Origin of the sequence: Serratia oryzae (genome assembly GCF_001976145.1) — a bacterium.
In the GTDB taxonomy this organism is placed as follows: Bacteria; Pseudomonadota; Gammaproteobacteria; order Enterobacterales; family Enterobacteriaceae; genus Chania; species Chania oryzae.
Genome location: NZ_MOXD01000011.1, coordinates 121750 through 141076, shown reverse-complemented (window position 1 = coordinate 141076; position 19327 = coordinate 121750). Strand labels below are relative to the sequence as shown.

At 55.2% G+C, this 19327-nt stretch carries 18 protein-coding genes; 2 read left to right on the top strand and 16 right to left on the bottom strand.

Annotated features, from left to right (window positions below; genetic code table 11):
• Window positions 1-10 precede the first annotated feature (10 nt).
• The 14 genes from hemB to udp all read right to left on the bottom strand — a co-directional run bounded on the left by hemB (window position 11) and on the right by udp (window position 13431).
• Window positions 11-1033, bottom strand: a complete 1023-nt coding sequence (hemB, locus tag BMI79_RS18650) for a porphobilinogen synthase (protein ID WP_076943596.1) — start codon at window positions 1031-1033, stop codon at window positions 11-13.
• 14 nt (window positions 1034-1047) lie between these two features.
• Window positions 1048-1830 (bottom strand): 3'-5' ssDNA/RNA exonuclease TatD, encoded by a 783-nt coding sequence (tatD, locus tag BMI79_RS18645; RefSeq protein ID WP_076943595.1) that lies wholly within the window; start codon window positions 1828-1830, stop codon window positions 1048-1050.
• A gap of 53 nt (window positions 1831-1883) precedes the next feature.
• Window positions 1884-2654 carry a Sec-independent protein translocase subunit TatC gene (gene tatC, locus BMI79_RS18640; RefSeq protein ID WP_076943594.1) on the bottom strand — a complete coding sequence of 257 codons (771 nt, stop codon included), beginning with the start codon at window positions 2652-2654 and terminating at the stop codon, window positions 1884-1886.
• Between the two features lie 3 nt (window positions 2655-2657).
• Window positions 2658-3185, bottom strand: a complete 528-nt coding sequence (gene tatB, locus BMI79_RS18635; protein ID WP_076943593.1) for a Sec-independent protein translocase protein TatB — start codon at window positions 3183-3185, stop codon at window positions 2658-2660.
• A gap of 3 nt (window positions 3186-3188) precedes the next feature.
• Entirely contained in the window at window positions 3189-3452 is a 264-nt protein-coding gene (gene tatA, locus BMI79_RS18630; RefSeq protein ID WP_076943592.1) for a Sec-independent protein translocase subunit TatA, read from the bottom strand.
• 103 nt (window positions 3453-3555) lie between these two features.
• The gene (ubiB, locus tag BMI79_RS18625) at window positions 3556-5187 is read right to left on the bottom strand and encodes a ubiquinone biosynthesis regulatory protein kinase UbiB (RefSeq protein ID WP_076943591.1); all 1632 of its coding nucleotides are present in this window, start codon (window positions 5185-5187) and stop codon (window positions 3556-3558) included.
• Window positions 5184-5792 (bottom strand): ubiquinone biosynthesis protein UbiJ, encoded by a 609-nt coding sequence (gene ubiJ, locus BMI79_RS18620; protein ID WP_076943615.1) that lies wholly within the window; start codon window positions 5790-5792, stop codon window positions 5184-5186. The genes ubiB and ubiJ overlap by 4 nt, the downstream gene beginning before the upstream one ends.
• Before the next feature lie 13 nt (window positions 5793-5805).
• Window positions 5806-6561 carry a bifunctional demethylmenaquinone methyltransferase/2-methoxy-6-polyprenyl-1,4-benzoquinol methylase UbiE gene (gene ubiE / locus BMI79_RS18615; protein ID WP_076943590.1) on the bottom strand — a complete coding sequence of 252 codons (756 nt, stop codon included), beginning with the start codon at window positions 6559-6561 and terminating at the stop codon, window positions 5806-5808.
• A 79-nt stretch (window positions 6562-6640) separates the two neighbouring features.
• The gene (gene rmuC, locus BMI79_RS18610) at window positions 6641-8176 is read right to left on the bottom strand and encodes a DNA recombination protein RmuC (protein ID WP_076943589.1); all 1536 of its coding nucleotides are present in this window, start codon (window positions 8174-8176) and stop codon (window positions 6641-6643) included.
• Window positions 8177-8268: 92 nt separating this feature from the next.
• Entirely contained in the window at window positions 8269-9582 is a 1314-nt protein-coding gene (locus tag BMI79_RS18605) for an OprD family outer membrane porin (RefSeq protein WP_076943588.1), read from the bottom strand.
• 89 nt (window positions 9583-9671) lie between these two features.
• Entirely contained in the window at window positions 9672-10454 is a 783-nt protein-coding gene (locus BMI79_RS18600; protein ID WP_167370526.1) for a histidine phosphatase family protein, read from the bottom strand.
• 663 nt (window positions 10455-11117) lie between these two features.
• Window positions 11118-11648, bottom strand: coding sequence for a DedA family protein (locus BMI79_RS18590; RefSeq protein WP_076943587.1), 531 nt, complete (start codon window positions 11646-11648; stop codon window positions 11118-11120).
• An 86-nt stretch (window positions 11649-11734) separates the two neighbouring features.
• A complete protein-coding gene (locus BMI79_RS18585; protein ID WP_076943586.1) occupies window positions 11735-12520 on the bottom strand; it encodes a tyrosine-protein phosphatase in 786 nt (261 codons plus the stop codon).
• A 149-nt stretch (window positions 12521-12669) separates the two neighbouring features.
• Window positions 12670-13431 carry a uridine phosphorylase gene (gene udp / locus BMI79_RS18580; RefSeq protein WP_076943585.1) on the bottom strand — a complete coding sequence of 254 codons (762 nt, stop codon included), beginning with the start codon at window positions 13429-13431 and terminating at the stop codon, window positions 12670-12672.
• Between the two features lie 432 nt (window positions 13432-13863).
• On the opposite strand from udp, the gene BMI79_RS18575 reads away from it, so the two are divergent.
• Window positions 13864-14700 (top strand): dienelactone hydrolase family protein, encoded by an 837-nt coding sequence (locus BMI79_RS18575; protein WP_076943584.1) that lies wholly within the window; start codon window positions 13864-13866, stop codon window positions 14698-14700.
• Window positions 14701-15099: 399 nt separating this feature from the next.
• On the opposite strand, the gene metE is transcribed toward BMI79_RS18575, so the two are convergent.
• Window positions 15100-17376: a 5-methyltetrahydropteroyltriglutamate--homocysteine S-methyltransferase gene (gene metE, locus BMI79_RS18565; protein ID WP_076943582.1), complete on the bottom strand. Its 2277-nt coding sequence runs from the start codon at window positions 17374-17376 to the stop codon at window positions 15100-15102.
• 105 nt (window positions 17377-17481) lie between these two features.
• Between metE and metR the strand changes: the two genes are divergently transcribed.
• Window positions 17482-18432, top strand: coding sequence for an HTH-type transcriptional regulator MetR (gene metR / locus BMI79_RS18560; protein WP_076943581.1), 951 nt, complete (start codon window positions 17482-17484; stop codon window positions 18430-18432).
• Between the two features lie 4 nt (window positions 18433-18436).
• On the opposite strand, the gene BMI79_RS18555 is transcribed toward metR, so the two are convergent.
• Entirely contained in the window at window positions 18437-19297 is an 861-nt protein-coding gene (locus BMI79_RS18555; protein ID WP_076943580.1) for a carboxylate/amino acid/amine transporter, read from the bottom strand.
• Window positions 19298-19327: the final 30 nt, after the last annotated feature.

Genomic DNA, 19327 nt, shown 5'->3' with positions numbered 1-19327 from the left:
TGTTCTGTATTTAGCGGCGCATCGCATCATCATGCAGCCATTGCGCAACGCGCTTGGCAAAGTACGTCAGCACCCCGTCCGCTCCTGCACGTTTGAAGCACAGCAAAGACTCCATCACCGCCGGTTGTTCCTGCAGCCAGCCGTTCTGAATCGCGGCCATATGCATCGCATATTCGCCGGAAACCTGATAGGCAAAGGTCGGCACGCCGAAGGTATCTTTCACGCGGCGCACCACGTCCAGATACGGCATCCCCGGTTTCACCATCACCATATCCGCCCCTTCCTGCAGATCCTGAGCAATTTCCTGTAACGCTTCATCGCTATTGGCCGGATCCATCTGATAGGTCTTCTTGTTACCCCCTTTCAGATTACCGCTCGATCCCAGCGCATCACGGAACGGGCCGTAATAACAGGAAGCATACTTGGCAGAATAGGCCATGATCTGGGTATTGACATGGCCTTGCAGTTCCAGCCGATCGCGGATCGCCCCGATGCGACCATCCATCATATCGCTGGGTGCCACGATCTCGGCACCGGCTTCCGCATGCGACAACGCCTGACGCACCAGAATCTCTTTGCTGATGTCGTTGATCACATAACCCTGTTCGTCGATCACGCCGTCCTGCCCGTGAGTGGTGTACGGATCAAGCGCCACATCGGTCAGGATCCCCAGCTCAGGCACGGCGTCTTTCAGCGCACGCACGGTACGCTGCACCAGGCCATCCGGGTTATAAGCCTCTTCCGCATGCAGTGACTTCAGGCTAGGTTCGATCACCGGGAACAAGGAGATCACCGGTACGCCCAGTTTAGCGAGGGTTTCCGCCTCTTTGAGCAGCAGATCGATGGTCATACGCGACACGCCGGGCATGGATGCAACGGCCTCCTGGCGGTTACTGCCTTCCATGACAAATACCGGGTAAATCAGGTCATTCACCGTCAGCTGATTCTCGGCCATCAGGCGGCGGCTGAAATCATGGCGGCGCAGGCGGCGCATACGGCGGCCTGGGAACGTCCCCGGGAATGCATAACTCATAGTTTTCTCCTTGCTCATACCAGCCGGAACAATCGGCGGGCGTTTTCATCGGTTTTCCTGCCCAACCACTCGGGGTCTTCCTGTCGCCAGGCAGCAACCTGCCGGACGATATGGGGCAGAAAACAGGGTTCGTTGCGGCGAGAAGCCGGTTTTGGCTGCAAGTCTCGTGGCAACAGATAGGGGGCGTCGGTTTCCAGCAGTAGGCGCTCGACAGGAATTTGCGGCAGCAACGCCCGCAGTTCCAAACCACGGCGCTCATCGCACACCCAACCGGTGATACCGATCGACAAGCCCAGTGCCAAACAACCTGCCAACTCTTCCGCCGTGCCGGTAAAACAGTGCACGACCGCGGCGGGCAGTTTATCCAACCAAGGGGCCAGCAGCGCGGCAAAACGTGCGTGTGCTTCGCGGCAATGCAGGAACACCGGCATATTCAGTTCTGCCGCCAGCGCCAGTTGCGCGCTGAATGCCACCTCCTGCTCCGCCGGGGTAGAAAAGTTGCGGTTAAAATCCAAGCCACATTCGCCGATCGCCACCACCTCTGGCTGCAAGGCCAGTTGGCGGATCTGCTGCGCTACCTCAGCATTCCAACTGCTGGCATGATGCGGATGGACACCGGCCGTGGACCAGCAATAACCGTGCTGCTGCCGCGCCAACAAGCGGGCGGCGACGCTTTCCTGCACGCTGGTGCCGGTAATCAGCATGCCCGTAACGCCAGCCATTCGGGCGCGTTCAACCACCTGTGTAACGTCTTTGGCGAATTGTGAACTGGTAAGGTTAACGCCGATATCAAACATGGTTTTTCCAAAGCAAAAACCGCCCATCAGGGCGGTTCAGAGACTCACGGCAATCAGGGCGCGGGTGGCTCTTCTTCACCTTCATCTTCTTCTGTGGGTTTACGCCGTTTCCCAACGTAGAAGCGGGCGCAGAATACCCCCACCTCAAACAGCAGATACATCGGGATCGCCAGCAGGGTTTGCGAAAATACGTCCGGTGGCGTCAACAACATACCGACCACGAAAGCCCCAACCAGCACATACGGGCGCTTCTTACGCAGATCTTCCGGCGTTGTCACACCGCTCCAGCACAGCAGAACGATAGCCACCGGCACCTCGAACGCCACGCCGAACGCCATAAACAGCGCCATGACGAAATTGAGGTAGTTGTTGATATCGGTGGCAATCAACACGCCTGCTGGCGCAGTTTTAGCAAAGAAGCCAAAAGCCAGCGGGAACACCACAAAATAGGCAAACGCCATGCCGAGATAAAACAGCAGGCTGCTGGACACCAGCAACGGCATCATCAGGCGGCGCTCGTGTTTATACAGCGCAGGAGCGATAAACGCCCAAACCTGATAAAGAATAATTGGCGCGGCAACGATAACCGACACCATCATCGTCAGCTTGATCGGGGTAAAGAAAGGCGAAGCCACATCGGTGGCAATCATGCTCGCCCCGGCGGGCAGTTGTTTGATCAGCGGTGCGGACACCAACTGGTAAATGTCGTTGGCGAAAAATACCAACACGATAAAGATCACCAGCACGCTGATAATCGAATTCAACAGCCGCTTACGCAGTTCGATCAAATGACTGATAAGCGGTTGGGTATCTTCAACGGCCATGTTTTAACGTTCGCCACTAGGTTGTTGAGAAGCAGGGATTTTATCCGCCACAGGCTCTTGAATGGCCTGCGGTGCAGGGGCTGGCGTCACAGGTGCCGTTGCTTCCTCGGCGGGTGCAGACAGGGGCTGTGCCGGATGCGGCACAGCGGCACCCTCAGCCAAGGAGGCACCATCGTGAATCGCTTCGGGATCGGTCGCCACCGGGTTATGGATGGTGTGCGCTGGCTCACGCGGATCGCTATGGTAAGAACGCTTCAGCGATTCTGCCGCTTCTTTCAATTCATCCATCGATGCTTTGAGTTCCGGCGTCAGATTCTGCAAACCGGCACTCTCCACCTTCTTCAGGCTTTCCTGCAATTCCTGCAGTTTCAGCTCCTGCGAAAGCTCATTTTGCACTGAAGCTGCCAGAGAGCGCAGCGCCCGGATCCAGCCAGCAACTGTTCTGACCGCGACCGGCAAGCGTTCCGGCCCGAGTACCACCAGGCCGATCACCAATACCAGCAGCAGTTCACCAAACCCAATGTCAAACACGGTTTATACCTGCTCTTTGTTCTTCGACTCTTCGGTTTTCACTTCCGGCTGCTTATCGGTGATAGGCTTGGCCGTAAAGTCAGCGTCTTCAAGGTTACTTTTCTCAGCCGTGTTAGCCGGTGGCGTACTGTCATCACCGATGGCTTTTTTGAAGCCTTTGATTGATGCACCGAGATCGGATCCCAGCGTACGAAGTTTTTTGGTACCAAACAGCAGCACCACGATCACTGCGATGATCAACAATTGCGTAATACTAATACCGCCCATTCCAATCGCCTCTATATTAAAGGGTTATTCCATGTTGCCGCATTATACCCTTTCCATCTTCCAATAGGATATGCCGCAACCTGTAACCGGGTTTTGAATTCATTCAGATGGTGCGCTTCCAACCTACGCACCAGGCTACCACACCGGCAACCATCAACCATGCAGGAAGCACATCAACGCCTCCCAGCAGCAAAATCGTACCGCTGACCAGCAGTGTAGCGCCAACGCCAAACAAATACCGTGATTGACCTTGGCGAATACGCTGTGCCTGCATCTGATTGGTCAATTGATCCACACTCAACTGCAGCCGTTTATGTTGCTGCAGGCTATCGTAAAACAATTCGGGCAATTCAGGCAGTTTCTCGGCCCAGAACGGCGCTTTTTCTTTCAGCGCCCGGATCACGGCCGGGATCCCCACCTGATCGCGCAGCCAGCTTTCGAGGAACGGCTTCGCCGTGGTCCAGAGATCCAGCTGCGGATAAAGCTGACGGCCCAAGCCTTCAACATATAACAGGGTTTTCTGCAATAACACCAGTTGCGGCTGCACTTCCATATTAAAGCGGCGCGCCGTGTTGAACAGGTTGAGCAGCACATGACCAAACGAGATCTCCGCCAGCGGCTTTTCGAAAATCGGCTCACAGACGGTACGGATGGCAAACTCAAAATCTTCTACGTTGGTATCTCGCGGCACCCAGCCGGAGTCGACGTGCAGTTCCGCTACTTTGCGGTAGTCACGGTTAAAGAAAGCGATAAAGTTCTCTGCCAGATAGCGCTTATCATCCTTGTTCAGCGAGCCAACAATGCCGCAGTCAATACCGATATAACAGGGATCCTGCGGGTGCTCGTAGCTGACAAAAATATTGCCGGGGTGCATATCGGCATGGAAGAAGCTGTCACGGAACACCTGGGTAAAGAACACCTGCACTCCGCGCTCTGCCAGCAGCTTCATATTGGTGCCCTGCTTTTCCAAGGCTTCAATATCCGACACTGGAATGCCGTAAATCCGCTCCATCACCAGCACGCTTTCGCGGCAGTAATCGGAATAGACCTCGGGCACGTAAAGCATCGGGCTACCGTCGAAATTACGGCGTAGCTGGATCGCGTTAGCCGCCTCACGTAGCAGATTCAGCTCGTCCAGCAGGGTTTTCTCGTACTCGCGCACCACTTCACGCGGGCGCAGGCGGCGGCCATCCGGCAGCAGTTTCGGCACCCAGCCCGCCAGGCGGTACATCAAGCGCACATCTGCCTTGATAATCGGCCCAATGTCCGGGCGGATCACTTTCAGCACCACTTCCTGCCCGGAGCTTTTCAGCCGTGCGGTATGCACTTGGGCAATAGAGGCGGAAGCCAGTGCCTGCTGCTCGAAATCATCAAACCAGGTTTCCAGCGGGCCGCCCATTGCCAATTCAATATGCTGGCGGGCCAACGCACCGTCAAACGGTGCCACGCGATCCTGCAACAGCGTCAGTTGATCGGCAATATGCGGGGGAAATAAGTCACGGCGGGTCGACATCATCTGGCCGAACTTGATCCACACCGGCCCCAGTTCCTGCAACGCCAAACGCAAGCGTTCACCCAAGGGCTTGTCTTTATGGCGATTCGGCATCCAGAACAGCAGGCGGCGGCCAAAACGCAATGGCCATGTCAGGCGCATTTTAGGGATCAGTTCATCCAGCCCATAGCTGAGAAAAACGCTGATGATCAAATACAGGCGGCATAGTTCGCTAGGGGTCATCGTTTACCCTCCAACTTGTCCATACGGGCAATCAGTGCGTCAGCACTACGGGCAGCGGCGTCAACCTCTTCGTTAAACCACACCACTTCAAGCGGCCCAGGAGCCACACGCCACTCTTCCGTCAAGGTTTCTGCCACATAGTGCTGCTGGCGTTGTAAACCCGACTTAAACAGAGCGGCACCTTTACCCACAATCTGGCTGATCCCCTGCGCGGCGATATCACCGATATAGGGTGCCAACCATTCAGCCGGATCCCATTCCGCCAGATCGAGCAGCGCCACCAGTTGTTGCACCACCTGAATATCGCCTTCGACGATCAGCTCACCGCTGCGCATCAGCGGCGCAAGCTGCTGGCGATCGCGCAATTTCAGCAGCACCGATGCACGGGTTTGCACGGTGCAGTCCGCGTTGTCTTCAGATTGGCCAAGCACATCAACCCGTTGCTCGCTGAATACCAGCACCAGCGGCGCGCTGAGTTCCTGCAATTCGATGCGCAGCACTTTCCCCACCAGCCGCTGGCGCGCGGCCTTCATGCTGCGATCGCGGAAGAGCAGGCTATTGAGCGAAGTTTCCACTACGCCGGTCAGTAACGGGGTTAACAGCATCGGCATGTCCATATCAGAACTTGAAGCCCCGGTGCAGAGCAACAATACCCCCGGTCAGGTTGAAATAGCTGACGTTTTCAAAACCGGCAGCGTCCATCATTCCTTTCAGCGTATCCTGATCCGGGTGCATACGGATCGATTCCGCCAGATAGCGGTAGCTGTCCGGATCTTTCACTACCAGCTCACCGATTTTTGGCAACACGTGGAAAGAGTAAGCATCGTAAGCTTTGCTCAGCGGCTCCAGCAGCGGTTTGGAGAATTCCAGCACCAGCAGGCGGCCGCCCGGCTTCAGCACGCGGAACATTGAGCGCAGCGCTTTGTCTTTATCGGTAACGTTGCGCAGGCCAAATGAGATGGTGATGCAATCGAAATAGTTGTCTGGGAACGGCAGGGCTTCGGCATTGGCTTGCACATAATTGATGTTGCCGACGATGCCGAGATCGCGCAGCTTCTCGCGCCCCATTTTCAGCATGGAGTCGTTGATATCCGCCAGGATCACTTGCCCCTGATCCCCCACCATACGGGAGAACTTGGCCGCCAGATCGCCGGTGCCACCCGCCAGATCCAGCACGCGCTGCCCACGGCGCACGCCGCTGCAATCAATGGTAAAACGCTTCCAGATGCGGTGGATACCAAACGACATCAGGTCGTTCATCACGTCATACTTCGCGGCCACCGAGTGGAAAACATTGGCCACCATGGCCTGTTTTTCTTCTCTTGCCACGGTGCGAAAACCAAAATCGGTGGTTTCCTGTGCTTGATCTGCCATTGTCCTGCCTGCTATTCAGTCAATTTTGTGTGGTGGAGTGTACCAGAAACCCACGAAATACCCCACCTTACAGCGGCTTTCACCCCTGCGACGCGGAGTATGGTTCTTCGGTATTATCATCGTCGGCAACTTCGGGTAACGCGCTGCCCTCATCATCGGTATCGTCGTCATACTGGTCACTGGCCTGCTGCGCCAGCAGCGGCTGGATCGGCCGTTTGACCTCCACCCCCAGCGCGCGAAAGCCTTCGATCCTGCTGATAAGGTTACCACGCCCTTCGCTCAGTTTGCTCATCGCCTGGCGATAACTGCCCTGCGCTTTATCCAGGCTTTGCCCCAGCGCAGACATATCGTCAACAAACAGGCGCATCTTGTCATACAGCCGGGCTGCGCGATCGGCAATGCGCTGAGCATTCTGGCTCTGGTGCTCGTAACGCCATAGATTGCTGATGGTACGCAACGCGACCAGCAGCGTGGTGGGGCTCACCAGCATAATGTTGTGTTTCAAGGCTTCGCTAATCAGTTCCGGCTCGCGATCTATCGCCAGCAGGAACGCGGGCTCCACCGGGATAAACATCAGGACATAATCCAGCGAACGCAGGCCAGGCAGTTGTTGGTAGTCTTTACGGCCCAACAGGCGGATATGGCCACGCAGCGACGCAATATGCTCACTCAGCGCCGCTTCGCGCGCCAGTTCGTCTTCACCATTGAAGTAGCGCTCGTAAGCCACCAGCGACATTTTGGCATCAATCACCACGTCTTTGCCCTGGGGTAAACGCACGATCACGTCAGGCTGCATACGGCTTTGATGATCCAGCCGCACGTTAACCTGCGTTTCATATTCGTGCCCTTCGCGCAGCCCGGAAGCCTCCAGCACCCGGCTCAGCACCACTTCGCCCCAGTTGCCCTGGGTTTTATTGTCGCCTTTCAGTGCCTTGGTGAGGTTAAGCGCTTCACGCGCCATTTGCGCATTCAGTTGCTGCAGATTACGAATTTCGTGCGTCAACGTATGGCGTTCGCGGGCCTCCTGGCCAAAGCTGTCCTGCACCTGGCGGCGGAAACCGTCCAACTGCTCGCGCAGCGGCAACAGCAGGCGATCGAGACTTTGCCTGTTTTGCTCATCCACCTTGCGGCCACTGTGTTCAAAAATGCGATTTGCCAGGTTTTCGAATTGGCTGGTCAGCCGTTGTTCGCTGTTGATCAGCAGCCGCTGTTTCTCTTCGGCGGCCATGCGGGTTTCTTCCAGGCGAATGGTCACTTCACGCAGTTCTGCTTCCTGGGCGCTGTTCACTTCACGCTGGGCACGCAGTTCCTGATTCAACTGCTCACATTCATTGCGCCAGTGATTGAGCTGCTGCATACGTTCCTGCCCCGCGGCCACCTGGCTATGCAGTTGGCGCAGTTCCAGCTCGTTGTGCCGCAGTTGTTGTTCCTGGCGTTGCAACGCCTCCTGGCGGGTGGCGATTTCCTGCTGTGCCTGCTGCAAAGATTGTTCCAGCAAGCGCAACTCGGTCTCATGCTGAGCATGGTGCCGTTGCAGCCATAAGCAGGCGATCAGCCAGCCCAGTAGCATACCGAACGCCACACCGCCAATACCGTAAACTAAACTGGACTCCACCCTGCCCCCTAAAACCTATGTCATTGCGTTGCCTGCCACGTTAAAGGGAGCCTGTATGGATGTCCAGCGTGTTTTTATTTGAAAAAGCGGGGTTAAAACAGTTTGAAACGATACTCGGCGATAAACTCCGCCCCCAGCGAATGCGACGTGAGGTAATCTCCCTGAGATAATATCGGCGTTTTATTCACGTTCTTATAGGACCAGCCGGGGCCGACCATCGCAAATACCGTCAGATTCTTCAGCTTCGGATGAGATGGCGCCCAGCGGCCAAAAATATTCACCTCACCGGTACGCACCGTTGCACTCTGGTAGCCAAACTGGCTGTAAATGCCAGTCAATCCTGCGGTAAATTCAGGCGTAATATAATATTCGGCAATGGATGCCAGCATGGTTTCGCCATCGCGCATATAGTCTTCACCGGCATAAGCCATGGAGGTGAAGGTACCACGTGAGTTTTTCGCCATATGACGCGGGTACAAGCCAAGCTCACCGCCGCCCTTCGGGGCCCGCGTGTGAGCAATACCGAGTTTGAGGCTCCACAGCTTCTCCTGCCATTTGGCATCAAAAGCATAGTGGTTGGCATTACGATCGAAATTACGCCTGCTCAACGCCATGTCTTTGTAATCATCCAATGCCTGAGTGGTATAAATCTGGCTGCCCAAGCTGAGGTTGTTATTGGGTTTCAGCGCCACGCGCAGGATCTGGCGGCGCAGGTAATTCTGCGACTCACCATAAGCCAGTTGACCATTGAACTGGCTATTTTCATAACCCAATTCCCCGCTGGCAAGATGGTTGATCTCACGGCCATCGTTAGTTTGCAGGCGCAGGCTGTCTGGCGAGTTACGCTCCATGGAGCGATCGACGTAGGCCCCACGCAGTGATAAGCCGTCCCTCGCCACGCCCCCAGACCAACCCAGATATGTGGTGGGTGAAAGGCGGGTTGAATTGGAGATCACGCCATAATTACGCAGCGTCTGCCAGCCGAACTGAGCATTCAGTGCCGCATCACCAACCTCTCCCTTCAGTTTGAGATAGCGCTGGCCGAATTTGCTGAAACCGGTTGCATTATCTTTGCTGTTGCCAGGTCCATTGTTGTACAGCACTCCGCGCGAGTTGAAATAATCACTGGCCCCCAGTTTTACCGCGCTGTAGTAATCGACATTCACCCCGAGAGTGTCGGCCAGATAACCGGACTGATACCCCAACGCCACCCCTTGCCCCCAAGCGTTATGCACCGTGGTTGGGTTGGCAGCATCCTCTTTCAGGTATTTCCAATAATTCTTCAGCGATAATTCAGCCTTGCTGTCCGTAAAGAAAGGTGAGGAAAATACGCTGTCATCGGCGGCATGAGCCACTGCAGAAAATAAAGAAACGGTAATCAAACCCCATGAAGCATAATTTTTCATTATTGTTATCCCCTGGAATTGGCATAGGAAAACCTGCCAGGGGATTTAATATTATCACCCTGACATTTATTTTTAATATCTCTGAGGTATTAACGGCCTTTATTTAACGCCTCTTTTCCTTTGGCGACATAACTCATATCCCCCAAATCGGTTACCGTATATTTACCATCTTTATAAGTAATCTTGACTACCGCAGCATTAGCCAATGGCTTGTTCTTATTCGGGTTATCGGTCATATCTGAAACCATCATCAGCATCGATAACCCGGAAGAAACCGCCAACACGTTCTTGTCTCCGGCCTTTAATGCATCCTGCACAATGGAGTGTAATGCACGCTGCATGCGGGTTTTTACCTGTAGCGCGTTTTCTGCTTCCTTTTTCTCATCGCTTTGGCTGATGGCGTTGACCATCGTGATAAGATCGATCTTACCTTCCCCCGCCTGTTGGAACATCACCGCCCCAGAGGCCATGCCCATTTTCTTGGCGGCAGCATTCGCCATGTCTGGGTTCGGTAAGCCTTCAAACCCGCCAAAGAACATTTCGCGTAAATCCGGCAACTCCGTCACTTTAACGTCTGACTTGCCCATTTCCTTGAGGATCACCTGCATGGTTTCGCGCTGACGGCCAGCATCGCTGGTGTAATAGCGTTCGAACGGAATATCCTTTAAGCCTGCACCAAGATAGCGGGCGGTTTCGAGCCCCGATGCCGTCAGCGGAGAATCCGCCCAACCCTGAACGCGATCATAAGTATTGAGTATGGTTTTACCATGGCGCGCGAAGTAAATAGTCACGCTATCGTCCGCAGCCGCAAACGCATTAGATATGGTGGCAAAAGAAAGAGAAAGCAGAGAAGCCAATAACCATGTTTTTATTTTCATCTGAGACTCCATAAGATTTATATACTCTAAATAATTCGAGTTACAGCAAGACGGCAAGCTCATGCAACTTGAAGTATGCGAGCATAGGTTAATTTAATTAATCATTAGCGGAGTCATGCTAATAATCGGGGCAAAAAAAAACCCAAACCCCTGACATTTACGTCAAGAAGGTTTGGGTTTTGCCTGTTTATTAACAGTAACAATCCACTTGATGGAAAATTAACATCTCAGAAAAATAAGGGAAGTAAAAAAAGCAAATCAACGACAAATTCGTGATCGCATTCTCACTCTATCTGCAAGAGTTAATAAATAACGTAATGCGAACTCACAATATACCCAAAATAATTCGAATTGCTTGTAGGCGGCAACTGAATGACAAATCGGTCTTTGACCGATTTGAACAGCGCTTGCGCTGGCCCGCAGGGTGAGCCTCGAAGAGGCTCATCATCCCTAGGAGCTTACTCAAGTAAGTGACTAGGGTGAGTGACGAATCTGCGCAAGCAGATTTGAACGCTGCTTGCAGCGGCCCCGAAGGGGCGAGGCCCAATATGGGCCGAGTAACGCAGCCAACACCCAAGCAACTTGAAGTATGAAGGGTATAGATGCCGAAATATTGTCATTCCCCTGCAACAGCAGGGGATCACTCACTTAACGCGCCTACCCCATCCACTGGCTAAGCCATTTTATGCCGTAGACGCCCGGCGCGAGGATACCGAATGCCCAAATCATCGCCGAAGTAATATTGGCAATCTGGAATGACGTTTGCGGCATCCCGCAGATCCCCCCCACCAGCGGCACCACCGCGCGCAATGGGCCGAAGAAACGGCCAAAAAAGATGCCCAACACACCCCAACGTTCAAAAAACGCATGGCCACGCACCAGCAGTTGTGGATTACGTGACAGTGGCCACATATGGGCAACGCGATCCTGATAGTGATAGCCCACCCAGTAGGAGAGCCAGTCACCAAAGAATGCCCCCGCGGCGGCGGCGGCCCAAATCGGCCAGAAGGCAATGCCGCTCTCACCGATCAAAGCCCCCAACGCCAGCAGAATGACCGTGGCAGGCAATAAGAGCGAGATGAAAGCCAGTGATTCACCGAAGGCCAGAAAGAAGATAATCGGAATGGCCCAGCCTTCGTGCTGTCGCACAACGTCGCTGACCCAATAGACAATATCATTGAGGCTCAATAGCAGGCTCCTGTAGAGAAAAAATACAGCCCAAGGATACGCAATGCCAGCCCGTCTTGGTTAAACCCTGGCTAAACATACCGTTATTACTGTTCCAGATAGAATGCTTGCAGTTGTTCACGCTGGTGTTGCCCCAGCCCATATTCACTTTCCAACCAACGATCGGCAGAACCATACTGCTCGCGAATGCAGCCCAGCGCCGTCATCAGAAACTCTTCGCGCGCACTCAGTACCTGAGCAAACTGCGCCAACGCGGCCGTATTCAAACGCCGAGAGAGTTGCTCCAGCATATGTTCACGGAAAGCCGCCAGCGTGGTTTCAGTCAACAAATAATCCTCAACCACCGTCGCCTCATCCGCCCCCAGCGCCAGCAGCACCAACGCTGAGCCTACCCCGGTACGATCTTTGCCCACCGCACAGTGCTGCACAATCGCCCCTGGCTGCGGCGTGATCAGTAATTGTGTCAATTGGCGATACGCCGCATTGTTAAACGGCAGGCGACGGTACAGTTCCAACATAAACGCTTGGGCATTAAATCCGGCCAGCGTTTCGCTGGTGAGTTTTTCCAGGTTGGCATTCACTTCATTGCTGAGCGGGTTCGCCGGGAAGTTGTGGTAATCCGCCCCCAGCCACAGCACGTCCGGCTTAGCCTGCACTTCATCGGCATCACGGTAATCAAGCACCGAACGTACCGGTACGCCAGCCAGAAAGGCGCAGTCGCTTTCGGTCAGGCGTTCCAGTGAGCCGGAACGGAACAGCAACCCACGTTTGATACGGCGGCCATCGGCCACGCGGTTGCCGCCGAGATCGCGGAAGTTGATGCCGCCGTCAAGCGGGGCCAGTGAAGGATGAAGCGGGGTCTGAGCGATCATAGGCATCCTTATAGCGATTATCTTGGGAAAATATCATCACAGGTACCAGCCCAAAAAAACAGCCGGGTTCGAGACGCAAGTGAACCCTACCGTAACAGATTACTGCGGGATGGAAAAACGGGCCGTACAACGGCCCGAAAAGGCAAGGATTACAGCAGATGACGGGCGGCCTCGACCACAATCTGTACGGCCTGGCTTTCGATTTTTTTCATGGTTTCCGCGTCAGGGATCTCCTGCTGGGTGCGGTTGACGATCACTCCCGCCACCATCCCGGCACGCAGGCCCTGGCTGGCACACATGGTCAGCAGGGTGGCGGACTCCATTTCATAGTTCATCACGCCCATGGCCTGCCACTCCGCCATCGAACCTTGGAAACGGCTGACCACCCGGCCGGAATAGGTGTCGTAACGCTCCTGGCCTGGGTAGAAGGTGTCGGAAGAGGCGGTAACGCCAATATGGGTCGTAGCACCGCTGGCCTTGGCAGCGGCTACCAGCGCCGTGGTGCAGTCAAAGTCGGCCACCGCCGGGAACTCCAGCGGTGCAAAGTGCAGGCTGGCACCGTCGAGGCGCACTGCCGCCGTGGTCACCAGCACATCGCCCACGTTGATATGGGCCTGAATGGCACCGGTGGTGCCGATACGTAAGAAAGTGCGAATACCAAGCTGCGCCAGTTCTTCAACCGCGATCGACGTCGATGGGCCACCGATACCGGTAGAACAGACGATGATCGCTTTGCCATCCAACTCTGCACGCCATGAAGTAAATTCGCGATGTGTTGCCAGGTGCACCGGGTTTTCCATCAGCTTGGCAATTTTCTCTACGCGCTGTGGATCACCAGGGACGATGGCAAGCGTAGCCCCTTGTAAATCGTTTTTAGTGAGGCCGAGGTGGAAAACGTCAGATTGAGACATAGAAGACTCCTCTTGGATCCTGTTGATTGGGAGGAACAAAAAAATACTCTACTGAAAATCTCCGGCTATTTTTGTGAATTAATTCACTATTAAATAAGAAACGAAAATTAAATTACAATTTTTTAGTGATAAAAATCACATATTAATCATGACACATTGAGCGATCGGCTCAGTTTAGCGAATGAACCCTCAGTTGGCATTGCAACCGATCACCGATAAAACACCTCAACACGTCTAGCATCTTGATGACCAAAACACAGGCGAAAACCCGACATAGCATGATAAAGAAACAGTGAAAATGTGATAACGCCGGATAATTTGCCGTTTTTTATCGCCTTGACTGAAAATGCTCCACAAGGTGCCAATAAGCGGTAATCTTTCCTATAGTTAACCCTTCCCGAGCTTTTCTCTATTGATTGCATGGAGACCGCAATGAAAACCGAACAAGAGATGATACTAAAGCAGGCTCAGGGGGGATTTGCCCCGGCGGTTACACCGCCAGCCGCATCGACGATGCAAACCGACCATCAGGGCATCCATACCGGGGAAACCACCATTCCTTCACAAGGCGACGATCTCCCGGCGTATATCGCCAAACCCGCCGATCATCCCGGGCCACTTCCGGTGATTTTGGTGGTGCAGGAGATTTTCGGCGTGCATGAACATATTCAGGATCTGTGCCGCCGCTTGGCGAAGCAGGGCTATCTGGCGATTGCCCCGGAACTCTATTTCCGCCAAGGGGATGCCAGGGATTACAGCGAAATCAGCGATCTTCTGCAAAATCTGGTCAGCAAAGTGCCAGACAAGCAAGTGCTGGCCGATCTGGATCATGCCGCCCACTGGGCAACGCGACACGGCGGCGATGCCAACAAACTGGCGATCACCGGTTTCTGCTGGGGCGGGCGCATCACCTGGCTGTATGCCGCACATAATCCGCAGTTGAAAGCCGCCGTAGCTTGGTATGGCAAACTGGTAGGGGAGAAAACCCTGAACTCACCGAAGCACCCGGTAGATATCGCAACGCATCTTTCCGCACCGGTGCTCGGCCTGTATGGCGGCCAGGATGGCAGTATTCCGCTGGAAACGGTAGAGAGCATGCGGCAGGCGATCCGCGCAGCCAACGCCGATGCCGAGATCGTGGTTTACCCCGAGGCAGGGCATGCGTTCCATGCCGATTACCGCCCAAGCTATCACTCCGAAGCCTCTGCCGACGGCTGGCAGCGCATGCTCAGTTGGTTTATCCAGCACGGCGTGGTGGGGGTGAAATAATTGTCAGGGGCACCTTCGCCCCTGATTTACTTTGTGGTGCTACCTCACATGCGCTTGATATGACACCTGCACTCAGTAACGCTATTGCACTTTGAGCACCGGCTGTTGCACGATTAATGTCCCACTTTTATACACCAGCAGCACACCCGGCGGACTATCACGGATACCTAACACCGTTACCTGGCATTCATATAGGTAGGGGCCGCTTTGAAATTGAAACGTGTGATTGCCACCACTGCCATTGAATTTTACCTCGCCATTTTTCAGCACCAATTGCCGTTTTTGTAACGCAACCTTGGGGAACGCGCCTTCCGGGGAGTTTTCGCGCGTATTGCCGTTCTAAACAGCAAAAGGGCACCGAAGCGCCCTTGGAAAAACTCTCTAGTACATCATTGAGGATTAGGCTTGCGGTTCACGCAGCCGCTGGGCCGCCAGCACCATGTTGGCCAGCGACTGCCGGGTTTCCGGCCAGCCACGGGTTTTCAGGCCGCAGTCCGGGTTAACCCACAGGCGCTCTGCCGGGATGTTCTGCGCCGCTTTGCGCAGCAGCGCCTCGATCCACTCCACGCTCGGCACGTTCGGTGAATGGATGTCGTACACCCCCGGCCCGATTTCGTTCGGATATTCGAACTCTTTGAAAGCTTCCAGCAGATCCATATCGGAACGTGAGGTTTCGATAGTGATCACATCCGCATCCAACGCCGCGATCGAATCCATGATGTCGTTGAACTCGCAGTAACACATGTGGGTGTGGATCTGGGTATCATCCTGCGCCACGGCGGCGTTCAGTTTAAAGGCATCCACCGCCCAGTTCAGGTAGGCAGCCCAATCCGAGCGGCGCAGCGGCAAGCCTTCACGTAATGCCGGTTCGTCGATCTGGATGATGCCGATGCCGGCTTGCTGCAAATCCGCCACTTCGTCACGCAGCGCCAGCGCGATCTGCTTGGCAATCACTTCGCGCGTTACGTCTTCACGTGGGAACGACCAGCAAAGAATCGTCACCGGGCCGGTCAACATGCCTTTTACCGGTTTGCTGGTCAGCGACTGGGCAAACTTGGCCCACTCAACGGTAATCGCCTGCGGGCGGCTGATATCACCGATAATTACCGGCGGTTTCACACAGCGCGAACCGTAGCTCTGCACCCAGCCGTTTTGCGTGAATACAAAGCCGTCGAGGTTTTCGCCGAAGTATTCCACCATGTCGTTACGCTCGGCTTCGCCGTGCACCAGCACGTCCAACCCTAACCGTTCCTGTTCAGCGATCGCCTGCTTGATGTGCTCACCGATGCTGGTGCGGTAATTTTTACCGTCCAGGCGGCCCTGTTTGAAATCGAGACGCAGGCCGCGGATCTCGGTGGTTTGCGGGAAGGAACCAATGGTGGTGGTGGGCCAGGCGGGCAGGTTGAAGCGGTCGCGCTGGGCCTGAGCACGCTGTTGATAAGGGCTCTGGCGCTCGCTGTCTTTGGCGCTGATGGCGGCAAGGCGCTGTTCCACCTGCGCATTATGCACACGGCTGGACTGGCGGCGAGCGCGGATCGGCGCGCTGTAGGTATCCAGTTCGGCCTGCTTGCTGGCTCCTGGTGCATTCAAGGCCGCACTCAGCAACGCCAGTTCCGCACATTTTTGCAAAGCAAAGGCAAACCAGCTTTTCACCTCTTCATCCAGGCGAGTTTCCACACTCAGATCGATCGGGCTGTGCAGCAGCGAACAAGAGCTGGCAATCCACAGTGGGCGGCTGTTCACCAGCGGTTGCAGGCGGGTGAACCAACTGCTCAGATCGGCACGCCACACGTTGCGGCCGTTGATCACCCCCAGCGAAAGCAGCCACTCTTTTGGCAGCGCGTTGTTCAGTACGGCAATATCATCCTGGCCTGCCACCAGATCCACATGCAGCCCCTGCACCGGTAAAGCACGAATGGTGTCGAGGTTGTGGCCCACACTGTCAAAATAGGTGGTCAGCAGCAGCTTAACCTGGCCTTGCAGCGCCGCGTAAGCCGGTTTAAAAGCATCCAGCCAGGCCTGCGGCAATTCCAGCACCAACGCGGGTTCATCGATCTGCACCCACTCAATACCGCGCTTAGCCAGTTCCGCCAGCACTTGCTGATACACCGGCAGAATATCGTTCAGCAGTGACAGGCGATCGAACGCTTCGCCTTTCACTTTGCCCAGCCACAGATAGGTTACCGGCCCCAGCAGCACCGGTTTTACCTGGTGGCCCAGCGCCAGCGCTTCGTCAACTTCATCCAGCAGTTGGGTCCAGCCCAGTGTGAACTGCTGGCCTTGAGTAAACTCAGGCACCATGTAGTGATAGTTGGTGTTAAACCATTTGGTCATTTCTGCCGCTGCCGCCGGCTCACCGGTCGGTGCACGGCCACGGCCGATACGGAACAGCGTATCCAAGTCGATGGAACCATCTTTATTCTGGTGACGTGCCGGGACGTTGCCCAGCAGCAGGCTGGTGGTCAGCACGTGATCGTACCAGGCGAAATCGCCAACCGGCACCAAATCCACCCCGGCTTGCTGTTGTTGTTGCCAGTGGCGAGCCCGCAGCTCGCGGCCAACCGCCAGCAGTTCTTCCTGCGTTGAATTGCCTGCCCAGTAACTTTCCTGCGCTTTTTTCAGTTCGCGACGCAGACCAACGCGTGGAAAACCCAGTGTGTGATTCAGAACTGTCATCGTCGTATTCCCCATTTAGCCATCCAGATGTTTACACATCCATAATCCGCAGGTACTGTATCAACCACAAGCGCAATTTGTTCACTGTCACTGTGAAGGACTCTCATGATCGAACTGAAACACCTAAGGACGTTGCAGGCATTGCGCAATACCGGCTCGCTGGCCGCCGCTGCCGCGCAACTTCATCAGACACAATCGGCCCTTTCGCATCAGTTCAGCGATCTGGAACAGCGTTTGGGCTTTAAGCTGTTCGTTCGTAAAAGCCAGCCACTGCGCTTTAGCGCACAGGGCGAGATCCTGCTGCAGTTGGCTGAGCGGGTGTTGCCACAGGTCCAGCAGGCGCTGCAAGCCTGCCACGAACCGCATCAGGCCACGCTGCGTATTGCCATTGAGTGCCACAGTTGCATTCAGTGGCTCACCCCGGCACTGGACAGCTTCCATCAGAGCTGGCCGCAGGTGGTGATGGATTTCAAATCAGGCGTCACCTTTGATCCACAGCCCGCTCTACAACAGGGTGAACTGGATGTGGTGCTAACCTCAGATATCCTGCCGCGCAGCGGGCTGCACTATTCACCGATGTTCGATTTTGAGGTGCGGCTGGTGCTGGCCCCCGATCATCCTCAGGCCAACAAACCGCGCATTGAACCAGAAGATTTGTGCGATGAAACGCTGATGATTTACCCGGTACAGCGCCAGCGGCTGGATATCTGGCGGCATTTTCTGCAACCGGCAGGCGTCAGCCCAACGTTGAAAAGTGTCGATAACACGCTGCTGTTGATTCAGATGGTGTCGGCACGCATGGGGATTGCCGCGTTGCCGCACTGGGTGGTGGAAAGTTTTGAACGCCAGGGCCTGGTGGTGACCAAAACCCTGGGCGACGGCCTGTGGAGCCGGTTATATGCCGCCGTGCGTGACGGCGAACAGCGCCAGGCGGTGATTGAAGCCTTTATCCGCTCCGCTCGTCAGCACGCCTGCGAACATCTGCCGTTCGTGCGCGATGCCGCCCGCCCCGGTGCGGGCTTTATCAACGTCAAACCGCTGGCTCCCCAGCTTTAAGCCATCACTGGGTGGCCTGCGGAGCCACCCAGCGGCGATGCACCCACAGCGAAGCCACAATCACCGCGCCGCCGATGATAAAGCTGGTCCAGTGCGGCTGCTGCTGCCAGATCGCCAGATTAACCAGCAGCCCGGCGGGCACATGCATGTTGTTCATAATGCCGAGCGTGCCGGCATCCACCTGCGTTGCGCCGTAGTTCCACATAAAGTAACCCAACCCAGAAGCCACCACGCCCAGCCACACCAGGATCCCCCATTGCAGGTGGGTCGTTGGCAGTTGGTTCGGGTTGCCCCACAGGTACCAGGCGATTACCGCCACCGCCAGCGCTCCCAGGTAGAACCAGGAAAATGCGGTGTGCTGCGGCAACGGGTGCACTTCCATCAGCCGCTTGTACCCCACCATGCCGATAGCAAAACTGATATTCGCCGCCTGCACCAACAACAGCCCAAACCAGAAATGCTCGCTCAACTGATGGTAACGGATGATTGCCGCTCCCAGCACCGCCAGCAGCGCGCTGAACAGATACCCCCAGCGCAGACGGCGGCCGCTGATCAGATCATAAATCAGCGTGATATACAGCGGCGTCAGCACGGTGAACAGCAGGAATTCCTGCACCGTCAGGTACAAAAAAGCGCGGAAGCTAAGCAGGTACATAATGCCGAGCTGGCACGCCCCCACCAGCATATATAGCAGGATCACTTTCAGTGGGATATTGCGCCAGCGCAGGAACGGCAGGAACACCAATGCCGCCAACCCGACGCGCATTAGCACCGAAAACCAGCTATCGACGTGGCCTGCCAGATATTCGCCGATCAGGCTGAAAGAAAAAGCCCACAAAATGGTGGTAATAATCAGAAGCCACACGTTAAATTCACCTAAAAGATCTGAAAAGGC